Origin of the sequence: Mycobacterium senriense, assembly GCF_019668465.1 — a bacterium.
Taxonomy (GTDB): Bacteria; Actinomycetota; Actinomycetes; order Mycobacteriales; family Mycobacteriaceae; genus Mycobacterium; species Mycobacterium senriense.
Genome location: NZ_AP024828.1, coordinates 4036262 through 4051238, shown reverse-complemented (window position 1 = coordinate 4051238; position 14977 = coordinate 4036262). Strand labels below are relative to the sequence as shown.

The 14977-nt window shown below is 68.6% G+C and carries 14 protein-coding genes; 9 read left to right on the top strand and 5 right to left on the bottom strand.

The window, feature by feature from the left end; all coding sequences use genetic code 11:
• The first annotated feature begins 29 nt into the window (after positions 1 to 29).
• A complete protein-coding gene (locus MTY59_RS19190) occupies positions 30 to 1577 on the top strand; it encodes a leucyl aminopeptidase (RefSeq protein ID WP_221042553.1) in 1548 nt (515 codons plus the stop codon).
• On the opposite strand, the gene MTY59_RS19185 is transcribed toward MTY59_RS19190, so the two are convergent.
• Both MTY59_RS19185 and MTY59_RS19180 read right to left on the bottom strand, forming a co-directional pair.
• On the bottom strand, positions 1574 to 3169 hold the full coding sequence (locus MTY59_RS19185) for a phytoene desaturase family protein (protein ID WP_221042552.1): 1596 nt from the start codon (positions 3167 to 3169) through the stop codon (positions 1574 to 1576). The genes MTY59_RS19190 and MTY59_RS19185 overlap by 4 nt on opposite strands.
• Positions 3166 to 3615, bottom strand: a complete 450-nt coding sequence (locus MTY59_RS19180) for an SRPBCC family protein (protein ID WP_221042551.1) — start codon at positions 3613 to 3615, stop codon at positions 3166 to 3168. Before MTY59_RS19180 ends, MTY59_RS19185 begins: the two co-directional genes overlap by 4 nt.
• 143 nt (positions 3616 to 3758) lie before the next feature.
• Between MTY59_RS19180 and MTY59_RS19175 the strand changes: the two genes are divergently transcribed.
• Complete coding sequence (locus tag MTY59_RS19175) at positions 3759 to 4100, top strand: aminopeptidase (protein WP_221042550.1); 342 nt, start codon at positions 3759 to 3761, stop codon at positions 4098 to 4100.
• A gap of 5 nt (positions 4101 to 4105) precedes the next feature.
• On the opposite strand, the gene MTY59_RS19170 is transcribed toward MTY59_RS19175, so the two are convergent.
• The gene (locus tag MTY59_RS19170; RefSeq protein WP_221042549.1) at positions 4106 to 5884 is read right to left on the bottom strand and encodes an SDR family oxidoreductase; all 1779 of its coding nucleotides are present in this window, start codon (positions 5882 to 5884) and stop codon (positions 4106 to 4108) included.
• Between the two features lie 195 nt (positions 5885 to 6079).
• Here MTY59_RS19170 and sucB point away from each other — a divergent pair, with 195 nt between their 5' ends.
• Genes sucB through MTY59_RS19145 form a run of 5 tightly spaced genes read left to right on the top strand, consistent with a single transcriptional unit; the run spans position 6080 to position 11317 of the window.
• Positions 6080 to 7891 (top strand): 2-oxoglutarate dehydrogenase, E2 component, dihydrolipoamide succinyltransferase, encoded by a 1812-nt coding sequence (sucB, locus tag MTY59_RS19165; protein WP_221042548.1) that lies wholly within the window; start codon positions 6080 to 6082, stop codon positions 7889 to 7891.
• Positions 7892 to 7907: 16 nt separating this feature from the next.
• Positions 7908 to 8831 carry a TIGR01777 family oxidoreductase gene (locus MTY59_RS19160; RefSeq protein WP_221042547.1) on the top strand — a complete coding sequence of 308 codons (924 nt, stop codon included), beginning with the start codon at positions 7908 to 7910 and terminating at the stop codon, positions 8829 to 8831.
• 57 nt (positions 8832 to 8888) lie between these two features.
• Complete coding sequence (gene lipB, locus MTY59_RS19155) at positions 8889 to 9587, top strand: lipoyl(octanoyl) transferase LipB (RefSeq protein WP_221042546.1); 699 nt, start codon at positions 8889 to 8891, stop codon at positions 9585 to 9587.
• On the top strand, positions 9584 to 10507 hold the full coding sequence (gene lipA, locus MTY59_RS19150; protein ID WP_221042545.1) for a lipoyl synthase: 924 nt from the start codon (positions 9584 to 9586) through the stop codon (positions 10505 to 10507). The genes lipB and lipA overlap by 4 nt, the downstream gene beginning before the upstream one ends.
• A 57-nt stretch (positions 10508 to 10564) precedes the next feature.
• Entirely contained in the window at positions 10565 to 11317 is a 753-nt protein-coding gene (locus tag MTY59_RS19145) for a DUF4191 domain-containing protein (RefSeq protein ID WP_221042544.1), read from the top strand.
• Positions 11318 to 11446: 129 nt separating this feature from the next.
• Here MTY59_RS19145 and MTY59_RS19135 read toward each other — a convergent pair whose 3' ends face one another.
• The gene (locus tag MTY59_RS19135; RefSeq protein WP_221042543.1) at positions 11447 to 11869 is read right to left on the bottom strand and encodes an RDD family protein; all 423 of its coding nucleotides are present in this window, start codon (positions 11867 to 11869) and stop codon (positions 11447 to 11449) included.
• A 244-nt stretch (positions 11870 to 12113) separates the two neighbouring features.
• Here MTY59_RS19135 and glnA point away from each other — a divergent pair, with 244 nt between their 5' ends.
• Positions 12114 to 13550 carry a type I glutamate--ammonia ligase gene (gene glnA / locus MTY59_RS19130; RefSeq protein WP_221042542.1) on the top strand — a complete coding sequence of 479 codons (1437 nt, stop codon included), beginning with the start codon at positions 12114 to 12116 and terminating at the stop codon, positions 13548 to 13550.
• Positions 13551 to 13672: 122 nt separating this feature from the next.
• Here the strand turns inward: glnA and MTY59_RS19125 are convergent, their stop codons facing one another.
• Positions 13673 to 14236: a TetR/AcrR family transcriptional regulator gene (locus MTY59_RS19125; RefSeq protein WP_250160602.1), complete on the bottom strand. Its 564-nt coding sequence runs from the start codon at positions 14234 to 14236 to the stop codon at positions 13673 to 13675.
• Positions 14237 to 14374: 138 nt separating this feature from the next.
• Between MTY59_RS19125 and MTY59_RS19120 the strand changes: the two genes are divergently transcribed.
• Positions 14375 to 14944, top strand: coding sequence for a carboxymuconolactone decarboxylase family protein (locus tag MTY59_RS19120; protein WP_221042540.1), 570 nt, complete (start codon positions 14375 to 14377; stop codon positions 14942 to 14944).
• Positions 14945 to 14977 lie beyond the last annotated feature (33 nt).

Below are 14977 nucleotides of genomic sequence, written 5' to 3'. Positions count from 1 at the left end.
GTAAAGGGTGGACCGTTAGGGTGATGCGGATGAGCACAGAACCCGGTTACGCCTCCCCCGCTGTCACCGTCGCCACCTCGCTGCCACGGCGCGCCGCCGCGTCCACCGTGCTGATCGTGCCCGTCGTCTCGACCGGCGAGGACGACAAACCGGGCGCGGCCGTTGCGGCGGCCGAGCCGTTCCTGAACTCTGACGCGGTCGGCGAGATCGAATCCGGTCTGAAGGCGCTGGAGGCCACGGGCGGCGCCGAGCAGGTGCACCGGCTGGTGGTGCCGTCGCTGCCGGTGTCCAGCGTGCTGACGGTCGGGCTGGGCAAGCCGCGACCCGAGTGGCCGGCCGACACCATCCGTCGCGCCGCCGGTGTGGCCGCGCGATCGCTCGGCAAGACCGAATCGGTGATCACCACGCTGGCCGAACTGCCCGGTGAGGGCGTCGCCTCGGCCGCCGTCGAGGGCCTGATCCTGGGCAGCTACCGGTTCACCGAATTCCGCAGCGACAAAACGGCACCCAAAGACCCAGGGCTGCGCAAGATCACGGTGCTCGCCACCGCGAAGGACGCCAAGAACGACGCCGCGCACGGCGCCGCCGTGGCGACCGCGGTCGCCACCGCGCGCGACTTCGTCAACACCCCGCCCAGCCACCTGTTCCCCGCCGAATTCGCCAAGCGCGCAAGGGCTTTGGGCGAGGCCGTCGGCCTCGAGGTGGAAGTGCTAGACGACAAGGCGCTGCAGAAGGGCGGCTACGGCGGGATCATCGGCGTCGGGCAGGGCTCGTCTCGCCCGCCGCGGCTGGTGCGCCTGACCCACCGCGGTTCCAAACTGGCCAAGAAATCCAAGCAGGCCAAGCGCGTGGCGCTGGTCGGCAAGGGGGTCACCTTCGACACCGGCGGCATCTCGATCAAGCCGGCCGCGGGCATGCACCACATGACCTCCGACATGGGCGGGGCGGCCGCGGTGATCGCGACCGTCGCGCTGGCCGCCCAGCGCAAACTTCCGATCGATGTGATCGCCACCGTGCCGATGGCCGAGAACATGCCGTCGGCCACCGCGCAGCGCCCTGGCGACGTGCTGACGCAGTACGGCGGCATCACGGTCGAGGTGCAGAACACCGACGCCGAGGGCCGGCTGATCCTGGCCGACGCCATCGTGCGGGCGTGCGAGGACAACCCCGACTACCTGATCGAGACGTCCACCCTGACCGGCGCGCAGACGGTGGCGCTGGGCGCCCGGATCCCCGGGGTGATGGGCAGCGACGAATTCCGTGACCGTGTCGCGTCGATCTCGCAGCGGGTCGGCGAGAACGGCTGGCCGATGCCGCTGCCCGACGAGCTCAAGGAAGACCTGAAGTCCACGGTGGCCGACCTGTCCAACATCAGCGGGCAGCGCTTCGCCGGCATGCTGGTGGCCGGGGTGTTCCTGCGTGAGTTCGTCGCCGACGGCGTGAGCTGGGCGCACATCGACGTGGCCGGCCCGGCTTACAACACCGGCAGCCCGTGGGGCTACTCGCCGAAGGGTTCCACCGGCGTGCCGACCCGGACCATGTTCGCGGTCCTGGAGGACATCGCCGAAAACGGCTAGCCGGTCAGCCGTTTGAGCACCGCCCGGCCCAACTTGCGCCGCGGCCAGCCCATCGCACCGTCGGCGGCCAACGCGGCGTTGGCCGCGTTGCGCCCGCACGCACCGTGCACCGAGCCACCCGGCGTCGCCGACGCGCTGCCCAAATAGAGCCGCTCGACCGGCGTTTCGGCTCGGCCCATGCCGGGCGCGGGGCGAAAGACCAACATCTGGTGCAACTGCGCGGTTCCGCCGTTCAGCGCCCCGAGATGCAGGTTGGCGTCGTTGGCCTCCAAGTCCGACGGCCGCTGCACGAACCGGCCGATCACCGCCGACCCGAAGCCCGGTGCATGCTCTTCGATGACGCGGTCCACCGCCGTCGCCAACCGATCCGCGGACGCGTCGTCGGACACATTTCGCGGCAAATGCGTGTAGGCCCAGACACTTTCGGTACCGGCTGGCGATCTGCTGGGGTCCGCCGTGGTCGTCTGGCCCAGCAACATGAACGGATGCTCGGGTATCACCCGGGTGTTCAGGTCGGCCATCCAGCGGGTCAGTCCATCGCCGTCGGCCCCCAGGTGCACGGTGCCCACCGACCCCAGGTTTTTCGCCCGCCACGGAATCGGTTCTGCCAGTGCATAGTTGACCTTCACCACCGGCGGATCCCACTCGTAGTGCTGGAGTTCGCGACGCAGCGCTTCGGGCACCGCGTCGGCGGGCAGCATGTCGCAGAACAAGCGCGGCGCCGTCACGTCGGCCACCACCGCACGGCGGGCGGTCACCGATCGCCCCTCGGCGGTGGCCACGCCGACCGCGCGGCCGCCCTGCACATGGATGCGAGAAACATTCTGATTGCATTCGATCCGCGCTCCGGCCGAGCGGGCGCGATTCACCAGCGCCGCGGTGAGCTGGCCCGATCCGCCGACCGGCACCGGCCAGCCGCCATCCTGGGCCAGCATCGTCATCAGGAAGCCCATGGCGCCGCTGATCGGTGCATCCGGGGGAACGTCGGCGTGCATTGCATTGCCCAACAACACCACTCGTGGCGCCTCGCCCTCGAACAGTTGACTCGCCATCGCGTTGGCCGGCTGCACCAGCAGACGCGCGACCCGGGCCGCTTCCGGCGTCCCGAGCCTGCGCAGCAGCGCGAGCAGGGGACGCACCGGCGGAAAGGGGGCCAGCATTGCGTCGAGCAGTGGGCCCTTGATGGTGTTCCACAGCTCCACCAGACGCCACCAGTTCTCGCCGTCGGCGGGCGTTCGCCGCGCGAATTCCGCTGCCGTCTGGGCGGGATCGTGGTACACGATGGGCGGATCGTCGTCGGCGCCGTTGCGCGGGTGCCCGACCACCGTCGGCGCATGCGACCACCGCAGGCCGTGATCTTCCAACCGCAGCGCCGTCATCGCCGGCGACGCCACCGTCATCGGGTAGTACGAGCTGAACAGATCGGTGATGTAGCCCGGTATCAGCTCGGCGCTGCGCACCGCCCCACCGGGTTCGGGCTGGGCTTCCAGCACCAGCACATCCCAGCCCGCGTCGGCCAGCATCGACGCCGCCACCAGACCGTGGTGTCCCGCCCCGATCACGACGGCGTCGGCGCTGTCGCGCACCGTCACTTCACCTGGCTCGGCTCCAGGCGCTCCGCCAACGCCGCCAGCCGCCACAGGCACTCCTTGTTCCGCGGGTAGGCCGCCGCCAGCGCAACGGAATCGGGCACGGCCGCCATCGGGCCCTCGGCGGGCACCTCGATCATCTCGATGCGGCAGCCCTGCGGAATCTCGTGCAGCAGCATGGTGATTCGCGCGGCACCCAGCGGGCCCAACCGGGCAAGCAGCACCAGCTTGTGCGGCGGTTCGCTCTCCTCCACGATGGTCGCGTCGTTGATCACCAGCGGCCAGATCCCGATCGAGTGCTTGATCGAAGACCCCGGTTCCGGCCAGTTCGGGTCCACGGCCCGCATGCGACTGTTGCCTACCACCCACTGGGTGTAGGTCCAGCCCTGGGCGAGCACCTCCCACACCCGCTCACACGATTCGGGCACCTCACGAGTTGCAGTGATCACCTCAGAAACCCTCCATATGCTTGGTTATCACGGCGGATACCCGGCAATCGGGGGGTTATGCGGCCGTACGCTCGGGTTTACCGGGGGTGAACCGCGGTTAATCTCCCTAGCGGTCGAAATGCCCGACGACGAAAGGCGAAATCATGACGGTGCGACGGTTGATCATCGGTGTCGGCGCCGTGCTGTTGTTGGCCGGAGTCATCGGACTGCTCGCGCCGGTATCGGTGTCCGACAGCAACGGCCACTCGGTCGGATGCGGGAACGCCGTGGCGACGGACCTTTCCGCCGCCCAGAGCGCAAACAACAGCAATGGGGCGAACATCCCGATCCTGAATCAGATCGTCCCCCACACCGACTATGTCGCGCAGTGCCAGTCATCGGTGGGCAGTCGGCGAGCGTGGGCGATACCGCTGGCTGTGCTCGGCGTCATCGCGATCGGCGCGACGCTGCTGACGGGACGCCGCGGGGCGGCACCGGCCGTCTAGCGGCCTCAGATCACCCGCATCCGCGCGGCGTTGCGCAGCCCCTGCGGCGCCAGGCGCGAAAGTCCGTACAGCGCATAGGCTTCCGGCGCCACCGGCCGAATCGGCTTCTTCTTTTGGACCGAGGACAGGATCGCATCGGCGACCTTGTCGGGGCCGTAGTGCCGCAGCGCGAACATCTTGCCCAGCTGCCCGCGGCGGCCGTCGACATCGTCGGACTGCTTTCCCGCGGGCGCATCGAATCGGGTGGAGTTGATGATGTTCGTGTCGATGACGCCCGGGCAGATCGTGGTCAGGCCCACCCCCGCGGCATCGAGTTCGGCGCGCAGGCAGTCGGAGAACATGTAGGTCGCCGCCTTGGAGGTGCAGTAGGCGTTCAGCGACTGCAGCGGGGCGTAGGCCGCCATCGAGGACACGTTGACGATGTAGCCGCCGGTGCCGCGCTCCACCATCCGCCGGGCGAACGAGCGGCACCCGTTGACCACGCCGCCCAGGTTGACGTCGAGCACCCGGTCGAACTGCTCGGGCGGGGTGTCCAGGAAACCACCCGCGTGCCCGATGCCGGCGTTGTTGACGACGATGTCAGGGACGCCGTGCTCGGTGCTGACCCGCTCGGCGAACGATTCCACCGCCTGCGCGTCGGACACGTCGAGCACGTAGGCGTGCGCGATGCCGCCCCGGGTGGCGATCTCGGCCGCGGTGGCTTTCACCGCCGCCTCGTCGATATCGCTGATGACCAGCTCGGCGCCTTCGCGCGCGAAGGCGAACGCGGTCTCGCGGCCGATCCCGCTGCCCGCGCCGGTGACCGACACCAGGGTGTCGCCGAACGACCCGCGGGGACGCCCCACCTGCGCGCGCAGCAGCGCGCGGCTCGGTGAATTGCCCTCGGCCTGGTCGGCGAACTCGTGCACGGCCGCCGCCATCACCTGCGGGTGCGACATCGGCGAGAAGTGGCCGGCCTGGATGTCGCGGCGCCACAGCCGCGGTACGAAGCGCGGGGTGTGGTCGTAGCCGTAGGGCCGCACGTATTTGTCCTTGGTGTTGACGATCAGCTGCACCGGCACATCGATCACCGCCACGCCCTGCTTGCGACCGGAGAACGACCGAAAGTAGTTGGCGGGATAGGTTTTCACCGAGTGGGCGGCGTCGGAGGCCAGCTTCTCGGAGTGGTGGATCTGCTCGGCGGGGATGTTGTCGACCGCGTTGCGGCGCAGCGCCGGGACCGACATGGCCAGCCGGAGGAACAACGGCGCGAGCACCGGGATCGAGAAGAAGATCATGTAGGTCAGCCGCAGCGCCTGGCTGATCGCCCGGACGAAGGTGCGCGGCTTCCACGGGGCCCGCAGGCCGCTGAAGATGTAATCGACCAGCTGGTCCTGGGCGGGTCCGGAGACCGACGTGAACGTCGCGACCCGGTCATGGGCGCCGGGACGCTTCAGGTAGTGCCATACCCCCACCGAGCCCCAGTCGTGGGCCAGCACGTGCACGGGCCCACCCGGGCTCAGCTCGCCGGTCACGGCGGCGAAGTCGTCGGCGAAGCGATCCATGCTGTACGCCGACACCGGCTTGGGCACCGAGGACTCACCGACGCCGCGGTTGTCATAGCGGATGATCCGGAACCGCTCGGCCAGCAGCGGGACGACCCCGTCCCACAGCACGTGCGAGTCGGGGAAGCCGTGCACCAGCACGACGGCGGGGCCGGCGGGGTTGCCCTCTTCGTAGACCGCGATGCGGGTGCCGTCGGCGCTGTCGACGAAACGCTGGGGTACTTGTTGTGATGGCGGCATCGGGACCTCCCCGCTCTGGCTGCAGTGGCCACACCGTAGCAAGCGTGATCGGCGTCACCTGCCCGACGCGGGGTATCTGCCCTGGATGCGTGCCGACAAGGGCGCAGTGACAGGATAGTTTTGGATTGCTACTTCGCCTTCCGCAAGAGCTGATCGACCCGCCCCGACCCACGAGCGATCGAGGAGTCAACAAAGATGGCCTTCTCCGTCCAGATGCCGGCACTCGGTGAGAGCGTCACCGAGGGGACGGTCACCCGCTGGCTCAAGCAGGAAGGCGACACGGTCGAACTCGACGAACCGCTCGTCGAGGTGTCGACCGACAAGGTCGACACCGAAATTCCATCGCCGGCCGCCGGTGTGCTGACCAAGATCGTCGCCCAGGAGGACGACACGGTCGAGGTCGGCGGCGAGCTGGCCGTCATCGGCGATGCCTCCGAGGGTGGGGCGGCGGGTGGCGACTCGCAGCCGGCCGCACCGAGCCAGCCGGAGCCGCAGGCGCAGCCCGCGGCCCCTGCCCCGTCCGAGCCCGAGGCCGAGCCTCAGCCGGAGCCGCAGCCCCAGGCCCAGCCGGAGCCCACGCCCGCGCCCGCCCAGCAGAGTTCCGGTGGTGGCGACGCGACCCCGGTGCTGATGCCCGAGCTGGGCGAGTCGGTCACCGAGGGCACCGTGACCCGCTGGCTCAAGAAGGTCGGCGATTCGGTCCAGGTCGACGACGCACTCGTCGAGGTGTCCACGGACAAGGTCGACACCGAGATCCCGTCTCCGGTGGCCGGTGTGCTGATCAGCATCACCGCCGAGGAAGACGCCACCGTGCCCGTCGGCGGCGAGCTGGCGCGCGTCGGCGCCGGTTCGCAAGCCGCCGCGCCCGCGGCTCCCGCCGCTCCCCAACCCCCATCCCCGCCCGCACCCAAGCCCGAGCCCCAGCCCACGCCGGAACCGGCACCCCAGCCGCAGGCGCAGCCCAAGCCCACGCCGGCCCCCGCGCCGCAGCCCAAGCCCGCACCGGAGCCGAAAGCCCAACTGGCGCAGGCCCAGCCGGCCGGCCCGGGCGCCGACGGTGCGCCGTACGTGACGCCGCTGGTGCGAAAGCTGGCCGCCGAAAACAACATTGACCTGAACTCGATCACGGGCACCGGCGTGGGCGGGCGCATCCGCAAGCAAGACGTGCTGGCCGCCGCCGAGCAGAAGCAACAAGCCGCTACGGCGCCCGCCGCCGCCGCGGCCCCCGCGGCCGCCGCCCCCAAGCCCGCCGCGGCGCCCACCCCGGCTCCCGCGCTGGCGCACCTGCGGGGCACCACCCAGAAGGCCAGCCGGATCCGGCAGATCACCGCGAACAAGACCCGCGAATCCCTGCAGGCGACAGCTCAACTCACCCAGACCCACGAGGTCGACATGACCAGGCTGGTCGGGTTGCGGGCCAGGGCCAAGGCGGCGTTCGCCGAGCGCGAGGGGGTGAACCTGACCTTCCTGCCGTTCATCGCCCGCGCGGTGATCGACGCGCTGAAGATCCACCCCAACGTCAACGCGAGCTACAACGAGGACACGAAGGAGATCACCTACTACGACGCCGAGCACCTCGGCTTCGCGGTCGACACCGAACAGGGCCTGCTCTCCCCCGTCGTGCACAACGCGGGCGACCTGTCCCTGGCCGGCCTGGCCAGGGCGATCGCCGACATCGCCGCACGCGCCCGGTCGGGCAACCTGAAACCCGACGAGCTGTCCGGCGGCACCTTCACGATCACAAACATCGGCAGCCAGGGTGCGCTGTTCGACACCCCGATCCTGGTTCCGCCGCAGGCCGCCATGCTGGGCACCGGCGCGATCGTCAAGCGGCCGCGGGTCGTGGTCGACGACAGCGGCAACGAATCGATCGGCGTCCGCTCGATCTGCTATCTCCCGCTGACCTATGACCACCGGCTGATCGACGGCGCGGACGCCGGCCGCTTCCTGACCACCATCAAGCACCGACTGGAAGAGGGAGCCTTCGAGGCCGACCTCGGCCTGTAAAGAAGGACATGCGAACGTGGCTCGCGCTGGTCAGAATTCCGTCGTCGCGATTGCGGGTTCGTCCGGCCTGATCGGTTCCGCGCTGGCCGCAGCCCTACGCGCCGCCGACCACCGGGTGTTGCGCATCGTGCGCCGGACCCCGGCGAACGCCGACGAGCTGCACTGGAATCCCGAGACCGGCGATCTCGATCCCGACACGCTCGTCGACGTCGACGCGGTCGTCAACCTGTGCGGCGTCAACATCGGCAAACGGCGCTGGTCGGGCGCCTTCAAGCAGAGCCTCCGGGACAGCCGCATCGCCCCCACCGAGGTCCTGGCGCATGCTGTCGCCGACGCGGGTGTGGCGACCCTGGTCAACGCCAGCGCGGTGGGCTTCTACGGCAACACCAAGGACCGCGTGGTCGATGAAAACGACCGCGCGGGAACGGGTTTCCTGGCCCGGCTGTGCGAAGACTGGGAGGCCGCCACGCTGCCCGCCCAGTACGCGGGCGCCCGGGTGGTGCTGGCCCGCACCGGGCTGGTGTTCTCCCCCGCCGGCGGCCTGTTGGGCCGGTTGCGGCCGTTGTTCCGCACCGGGCTCGGCGCCCGGCTGGGCAGCGGGCGGCAGTACATGTCGTGGATCACGCTGGAAGACGAAGTGCGCGCGCTGTTGTTCGCGATTTTCGCCCCCGAGCTGTCCGGCCCGGTGAACATGACCGGGCCCGCGCCGGTCACCAACGCCGAATTCACCACGGCCTTCGGCCGGGCGGTCAACCGCCCGACGCCGTTGATGGTGCCCGGTTTCGCCATCCGGGCCACGCTGGGCGAGTTCGCCGAAGAGGGCCTGCTGACGGGGCAGCGCGCCATCCCGTCCGCACTCGAGCGCGCCGGTTTCGTCTTCCACCACAACACCATTGGCGAGGCGCTCGCCTATGCGACCGCCCGGCGCGACCACGACTAGTCGCGGTGTATCGCCCGGGCTGTGCCCGGCCGGCCCGGGCCGAGTACCGTCGCGGACGTGATCGATTCCATCCGGTCCAGCCAGGCGTTGATCGACGTCCGCCAGCTCGGCATCGTCGACTACCGCGTGGCCTGGCAACAGCAACGCGATCTGGCCGACGCCCGGGTGGCCGGTGGCAGCGACACGCTGCTACTGCTGGAGCACCCCGCGGTCTACACGGCGGGCCGGCGTACCGAGGCGCACGAACGTCCGGTGGACGGCACACCGGTTGTCGACACCGACCGCGGCGGCAAGATCACCTGGCACGGTCCCGGCCAGTTGGTCGGGTATCCGATCATCGGCCTGGCCGAACCGCTCGACGTGGTCAACTACGTGCGGCGCCTGGAAGAGGCGCTGATCAAGGTCTGCGCCGATCTCGGCGTGGACGCGGTCCGGGTGCCGGGCCGGTCCGGGGTGTGGGTGCCCGGCGACGAGGGCCGCCCCGACCGCAAGGTTGCCGCGATCGGCGTCCGGGTGTCCCGGGCGACCACCCTGCACGGGTTCGCCCTCAACTGCGACTGCGATCTGGACGCCTTCAATGCGATCGTGCCGTGCGGCATCAGCGACGCCGGGGTGACGTCGCTGTCGGCCGAACTGCTCCGTCCGGTGTCGGTCGAGGACGTCCAGACGGCGGTCGGCGACGCCGTCTGCGACGCTCTGGACGGGGTGTTGCCGGTCCGTGAACACCCCGCCGCCCGCGTAGCATCAGCGATGTGACTGTCGCACCGGAAGGACGTAAGCTGCTGCGCCTGGAAGTGCGCAACGCCGAGACCCCGATCGAGCGCAAACCGCCGTGGATCAGGGTGCGGGCCCGGATGGGCCCGGAGTACACCCAGCTCAAGAGCCTGGTCCGGCGCGAGGGGCTGCACACGGTCTGCGAGGAGGCGGGCTGCCCCAACATCTTCGAATGCTGGGAGGACCGCGAGGCCACCTTCCTGATCGGCGGCGACCAGTGCACCCGCCGCTGCGACTTCTGCCAGATCGACACCGGCAAGCCCGCCGAACTGGATCGCGACGAGCCCCGGCGGGTGGCCGACAGCGTGCGCACGATGGGACTGCGCTACGCGACGGTCACCGGGGTGGCCCGCGACGACCTGCCCGACGGCGGTGCCTGGCTGTACGCCGAGACGGTGCGCGCCATCAAGGAACTCAATCCGACGACCGGCGTCGAGCTGTTGATCCCCGACTTCAACGGCGAGCCCACCCGGCTGACCGAGGTGTTCGAGTCGCGCCCGGAAGTGTTGGCACACAACGTCGAAACCGTGCCGCGCATCTTCAAGCGGATCCGGCCCGCCTTCACCTACCAGCGCAGCCTGGACGTGCTGACCGCGGCGCGCGAGGCCGGCCTGGTCACCAAGAGCAACCTCATCCTCGGCATGGGCGAGACCCCCGACGAGGTGCGGACCGCCCTCGCCGACCTGCACGACGCTGGCTGCGACATCATCACCATCACCCAGTACCTGCGCCCGTCGGCGCGTCACCACCCCGTCGAGCGCTGGGTGAAGCCGGAGGAATTCGTCGAGTTCGCCCAGCACGCCGAACAGTTGGGTTTCGCCGGGGTGCTGGCCGGACCGCTGGTGCGCTCGTCCTATCGCGCGGGACGGCTCTACGAGCAGGCCGCCCGCAGCCGCGCCTGACGACGCCCGGGCACGGTGGCGGCGCCCGCCCGTCGCGGCCCTACGTATTCTTTCACTATGGCTAAACTCCGCACCGCCGCTGAAAACAAGGCCGCCCGAGCGCAGGCGCAGGCCGCCCGCAAGGCCGCCGCGCGGGAGCGGCGCACCCAGCTGTGGCAGGCGTTCAACATTCAGCGCCAGGAGGACAAGCGCCTCCTGCCGTACATGATCGGCGCCTTCGTGCTGATCGTGGGCATCTCGGTGGGGGTCGGCATCTGGGCCGGCGGGCTGACGATGATCACCCTGATCCCGCTCGGGGTGGTGCTGGGCGGACTGGTCGCCTTCATCGTGTTCGGGCGCCGCGCCCAGAAGTCGGTGTACCGCAAGGCCGAAGGCCAAACCGGTGCCGCCGCATGGGCTTTGGACAATATGCGCGGCAAGTGGCGGGTGACCCCGGGGGTGGCCGCGACCGGCCACTTCGACGCCGTGCACCGGGTGATCGGCCGGCCCGGCGTCATCCTGGTCGGCGAGGGGGCTGGGAGCCGGGTGCGACCGCTGCTGGCGCAGGAGAAGAAGCGCACCGCGCGACTGATCGGAGACGTGCCGATCTACGACATCATCGTCGGCAACGGCGAGGACGAGGTGTCGCTGGCCAAGCTGGAGCGCCACCTGACCAAGCTGCCGGCCAACATCACCGTGAAGCAGATGGACACCCTGGAGTCGCGGCTGGCCGCGCTGGGGTCACGGGCCGGGGCCGCCGTCCTGCCCAAGGGGCCGCTGCCCAACTCCGGCAAGATGCGCGGCGTGCAGCGCACCGTGCGCCGCAAATAGCGGCGGTCGCAAGCGCGGCGAAGCCGGGCGCAGCGGGTCGCCGCCATCAGGTCAGCGGCGGTCGCAAGCGCGGCGAAGCCGGGCGCAGCGGGTCGCCGCCATCAGGTCAGCAGCGGTCGCAAGCGCAAATCAGCGGCGCACCACGGCCGTCGCGGTCAGCCGATCCTGCATCCCGCGGCCGTCGAAGTCGGTGAACAACGCCGGCACCACCGTCCCGATCAGCACGCCGCGCACCACCGCCCGGCCCAGGCCGACTTGCCCGCGCCCGTCCGCCGTCACCACCTGCAGGCGCAGCGCCAGCTGGCCGGGCGTGAACCCGAACAATCGCAAAAACACCACACCCAGCACGAACCAGATCACCAGGACCGCGGTGGACAGCGCCGGCTGGGACAACCAGCCGAAGCGCATGGCCAGCGCGGCCAGACCGTACGAGATCAGCCAGTCGATCATCAGCGCGCCCAACCGGCGCCCCATCGGCGCCAGCGATCCCGGCCCGCTCTGCGGGAATCCGAGCTTCTCCCCGGGGTATGCGGATGGTGATTCCGCCATCATCGGCGCGGACCGCGGTCCGAATAACCGGCCGGAACGGCCTGGTAAGGAGGGCGGACGGTGCGCCCTGCCATCGGAAAAGATACGATCTTGCGATCCATGGCCCCACAATAGAACCCGCCGCCGAAGCGGCCACTTTTAGCGTGTGGCATGGTCACGTAACGTGCGCGCAACATCGGGTTGACTGACGGGCAACATCTGCTCCATAGCGTCAGGCCGCGGATCTCACCAAGTAAAGGAGCATTCTGTGACGGAAACGACGCCCGACGACGTCTTCAAACTCGCCAAGGACGAAAACGTCGAATTTGTCGACGTCCGGTTCTGTGACCTGCCCGGCATCATGCAGCACTTCACAATCCCGATTTCGTTTTTCGACGAGAGCGTTTTTGAGGACGGTTTAGCCTTCGACGGCTCGTCGATTCGCGGATTCCAGTCCATTCACGAATCCGACATGCTGCTCCTCCCCGATCCCGCGACCGCGCAGATCGACCTGTTCCGCGAAGCCAAGACGCTGAACCTCAACTTCTTCGTGCACGACCCGTTCACCCTCGAGCCGTACTCGCGCGACCCGCGCAACATCGCCCGCAAGGCCGAGAATTACCTGATCAGCACCGGCGTGGCCGACACCGCCTACTTTGGCGCCGAGGCCGAGTTCTACATCTTCGACTCGGTCAGCTTCGACTCGCGCACCAACGGCTCGTTCTACGAGATCGACGCGATCGCGGGCTGGTGGAACACCGGCTCGCCCAACGAGCTCGACGGCAGCCCCAACCGCGGCTACAAGGTGCGCCCCAAGGGTGGCTACTTCCCCGTCGCCCCCGTTGACCACTACGTCGACCTGCGCGACAAGATGCTGACCAACCTGATCACGGCCGGCTTCAGCCTGGAGAAGGGCCACCACGAGGTGGGCACCGGCGGCCAAGCCGAGATCAACTACAAGTTCAACACGCTGCTGCACGCGGCGGACGACATGATGCTCTACAAGTACATCGTCAAGAACACCGCGTGGGCCCACGGGAAGACCGTCACGTTCATGCCCAAGCCGTTGTTCGGTGACAACGGCTCCGGCATGCACTGCCACCAGTCGCTGTGGAAAGACGGCACCCCGCTGATGTACGACGAGACCGGCTACGCCGGCCTGTCGGACACCGCCCGCCACTACATCGGCGGCCTGCTGCACCACGCGCCGTCGCTGCTGGCGTTCACCAACCCGACGGTGAACTCCTACAAGCGCCTGGTGCCCGGCTATGAGGCGCCGATCAACCTGGTCTACAGCCAGCGCAACCGGTCGGCATGTGTCCGCATCCCGATCACCGGCAGCAACCCGAAGGCCAAGCGGCTCGAGTTCCGTTGTCCCGACTCGTCGGGCAACCCGTACCTGGCGTTCTCGGCCATGCTGATGGCCGGCCTGGACGGCATCAAGAACAAGATCGAGCCGCAGGCGCCCGTCGACAAGGACCTCTACGAGCTGCCGCCCGAGGAGGCCGCCAACATCCCGCAGGCGCCCACGCAGCTGTCCGCGGTGATCGACCGGCTCGAAGAAGACCACGAATACCTCACCGAGGGCGGCGTATTCACGCCCGACCTGATCGAGACGTGGATCAACTTCAAACGCGAGAACGAGATTCTGCCGGTCCAAATCCGGCCGCACCCTTACGAATTCGCGCTGTACTACGACGTTTAGGTCGGCTTGACGAAACCACCCGCGCGGCACTCGCCGTGCGGGTGGTTCGTCTTTGGCGCGTCTCGCGGTTATCTGTGGCGATCGATCCAGGCCTTATCGGCGCAGGGTTGGGCCCACCGGCATCAGGCCGATGGTCCGAAAACTTTCTCCACGGTTCGGGGTATGCGTTTGACGGCCGCCGGTCCGGTGAGGGCCAACTGCATCAGGTAGCCGGGCAGGACACACAACAGCAGATCCGTCATCGCAGCAGCGTCGCGGGCGGCGCGCTTGGGCGATCGCAAGAGCCGGGCCGCGTCCGTGATCGAGGCGCGGAGCCGTTCCGCCAGAACGGGGTTCCGCATGGCCTCCGACCAGACAAGTAGCGCGATCGCTGCAAATCCATCCTCGGCGTGGCGGGCGGTGACGAAGTCGAGGACGGCGCCGACGGCCGCTTCGGCGGTCAAGCCGTCCTCAATCGATGCGCGGATCACGTTGACAACCTGATCAAGGTTCTCGGCGGCGATCGTCTCGATGACGGCGTCCTTACTGGGAAAGTAGCGGTATACGGCCCCTGAGGACACTCCAGCCTCGTCGACGAGATCCTGCATCGAAGTGCCGTGGAAGCCGTCGCGCACGAAGCACCTGCGTGCCGCGGCCAGGATGTGCGCGCGCCGCTCGGCGCGGTATTCGAGTGACACCTTCGGCATCGTCACACCCTACCCCAAACGCACATGAGCGTTCGCGTTTGACGCGGTCGCATGGCAGTGGCATCATAAAAATGAACGCCCATTCTCTTATTGCGACTGAATCGCATGCCGGTTCGGATTTGACGAGGAGATGAATCGATGAGTGACGCAGGCGGATTCGGCACTTTCGGCCGGTTTGTGGAGACGCCGGTGCATGCGATGTCACCGGAGATGAAGCAGGCTTATGACCTCACCCGCGAATTACGCGGGCTGGTGCCGGGTCCACACAGGATATGGCTGGCTAACCCGACGTTGTCCAAGACGATCGTGCCGACCGGGGCTTACTATCAGCGCGATTCGACGCTGACCAAGGCAGAAATCGAGATCGCGACCAACCTGGTGTGCGGCCGATGGCGCAGTGCGTACGCTGGTTCCGAGCACGAGATCATCGGCGAGCGGGACGGCCACCTCGACCCGCGGCACGTCGAAGCGTTGATCACCGGGTTGCCGACATCCTTCAGCGAGCCACGCCAGCAGGTGGTCTACGAACTTGCCTCGACATTGCTGGCAGAGCGGCTGGTTCCGATGGGACTGTACCGGCGTGCAAAAGATCTGCTCGGCGATGCCGGGATCGTTGACGTGACGGTGCTGCTCGGCTGGTTCACCATGGTGTGCCTCACGCTGGGCGCTTTCGATGTGCCCGCCGACGCTACCGGGCTGGACCAGTGAGCAGCCGCCCATTACGCGAATCCTCCGACTCAC

What these genes read in the sequence shown, in the direction of transcription:
- MTY59_RS19190 (WP_221042553.1), top strand. Translation starts at nt 30, where the DNA reads ATGAGCACAGAACCCGGTTACGCCTCCCCCGCTGTCACCGTCGCCACC.
- MTY59_RS19175 (WP_221042550.1), top strand. Translation starts at nt 3,759, where the DNA reads ATGACGGTGCGACGGTTGATCATCGGTGTCGGCGCCGTGCTGTTGTTG.
- MTY59_RS19170 (WP_221042549.1), bottom strand. Translation starts at nt 5,884, where the DNA reads ATGCCGCCATCACAACAAGTACCCCAGCGTTTCGTCGACAGCGCCGAC.
- sucB (WP_221042548.1), top strand. Translation starts at nt 6,080, where the DNA reads ATGGCCTTCTCCGTCCAGATGCCGGCACTCGGTGAGAGCGTCACCGAG.
- MTY59_RS19145 (WP_221042544.1), top strand. Translation starts at nt 10,565, where the DNA reads ATGGCTAAACTCCGCACCGCCGCTGAAAACAAGGCCGCCCGAGCGCAG.
- MTY59_RS19135 (WP_221042543.1), bottom strand. Translation starts at nt 11,869, where the DNA reads ATGATGGCGGAATCACCATCCGCATACCCCGGGGAGAAGCTCGGATTC.
- MTY59_RS19125 (WP_250160602.1), bottom strand. Translation starts at nt 14,236, where the DNA reads ATGCCGAAGGTGTCACTCGAATACCGCGCCGAGCGGCGCGCGCACATC.
- MTY59_RS19120 (WP_221042540.1), top strand. Translation starts at nt 14,375, where the DNA reads ATGAGTGACGCAGGCGGATTCGGCACTTTCGGCCGGTTTGTGGAGACG.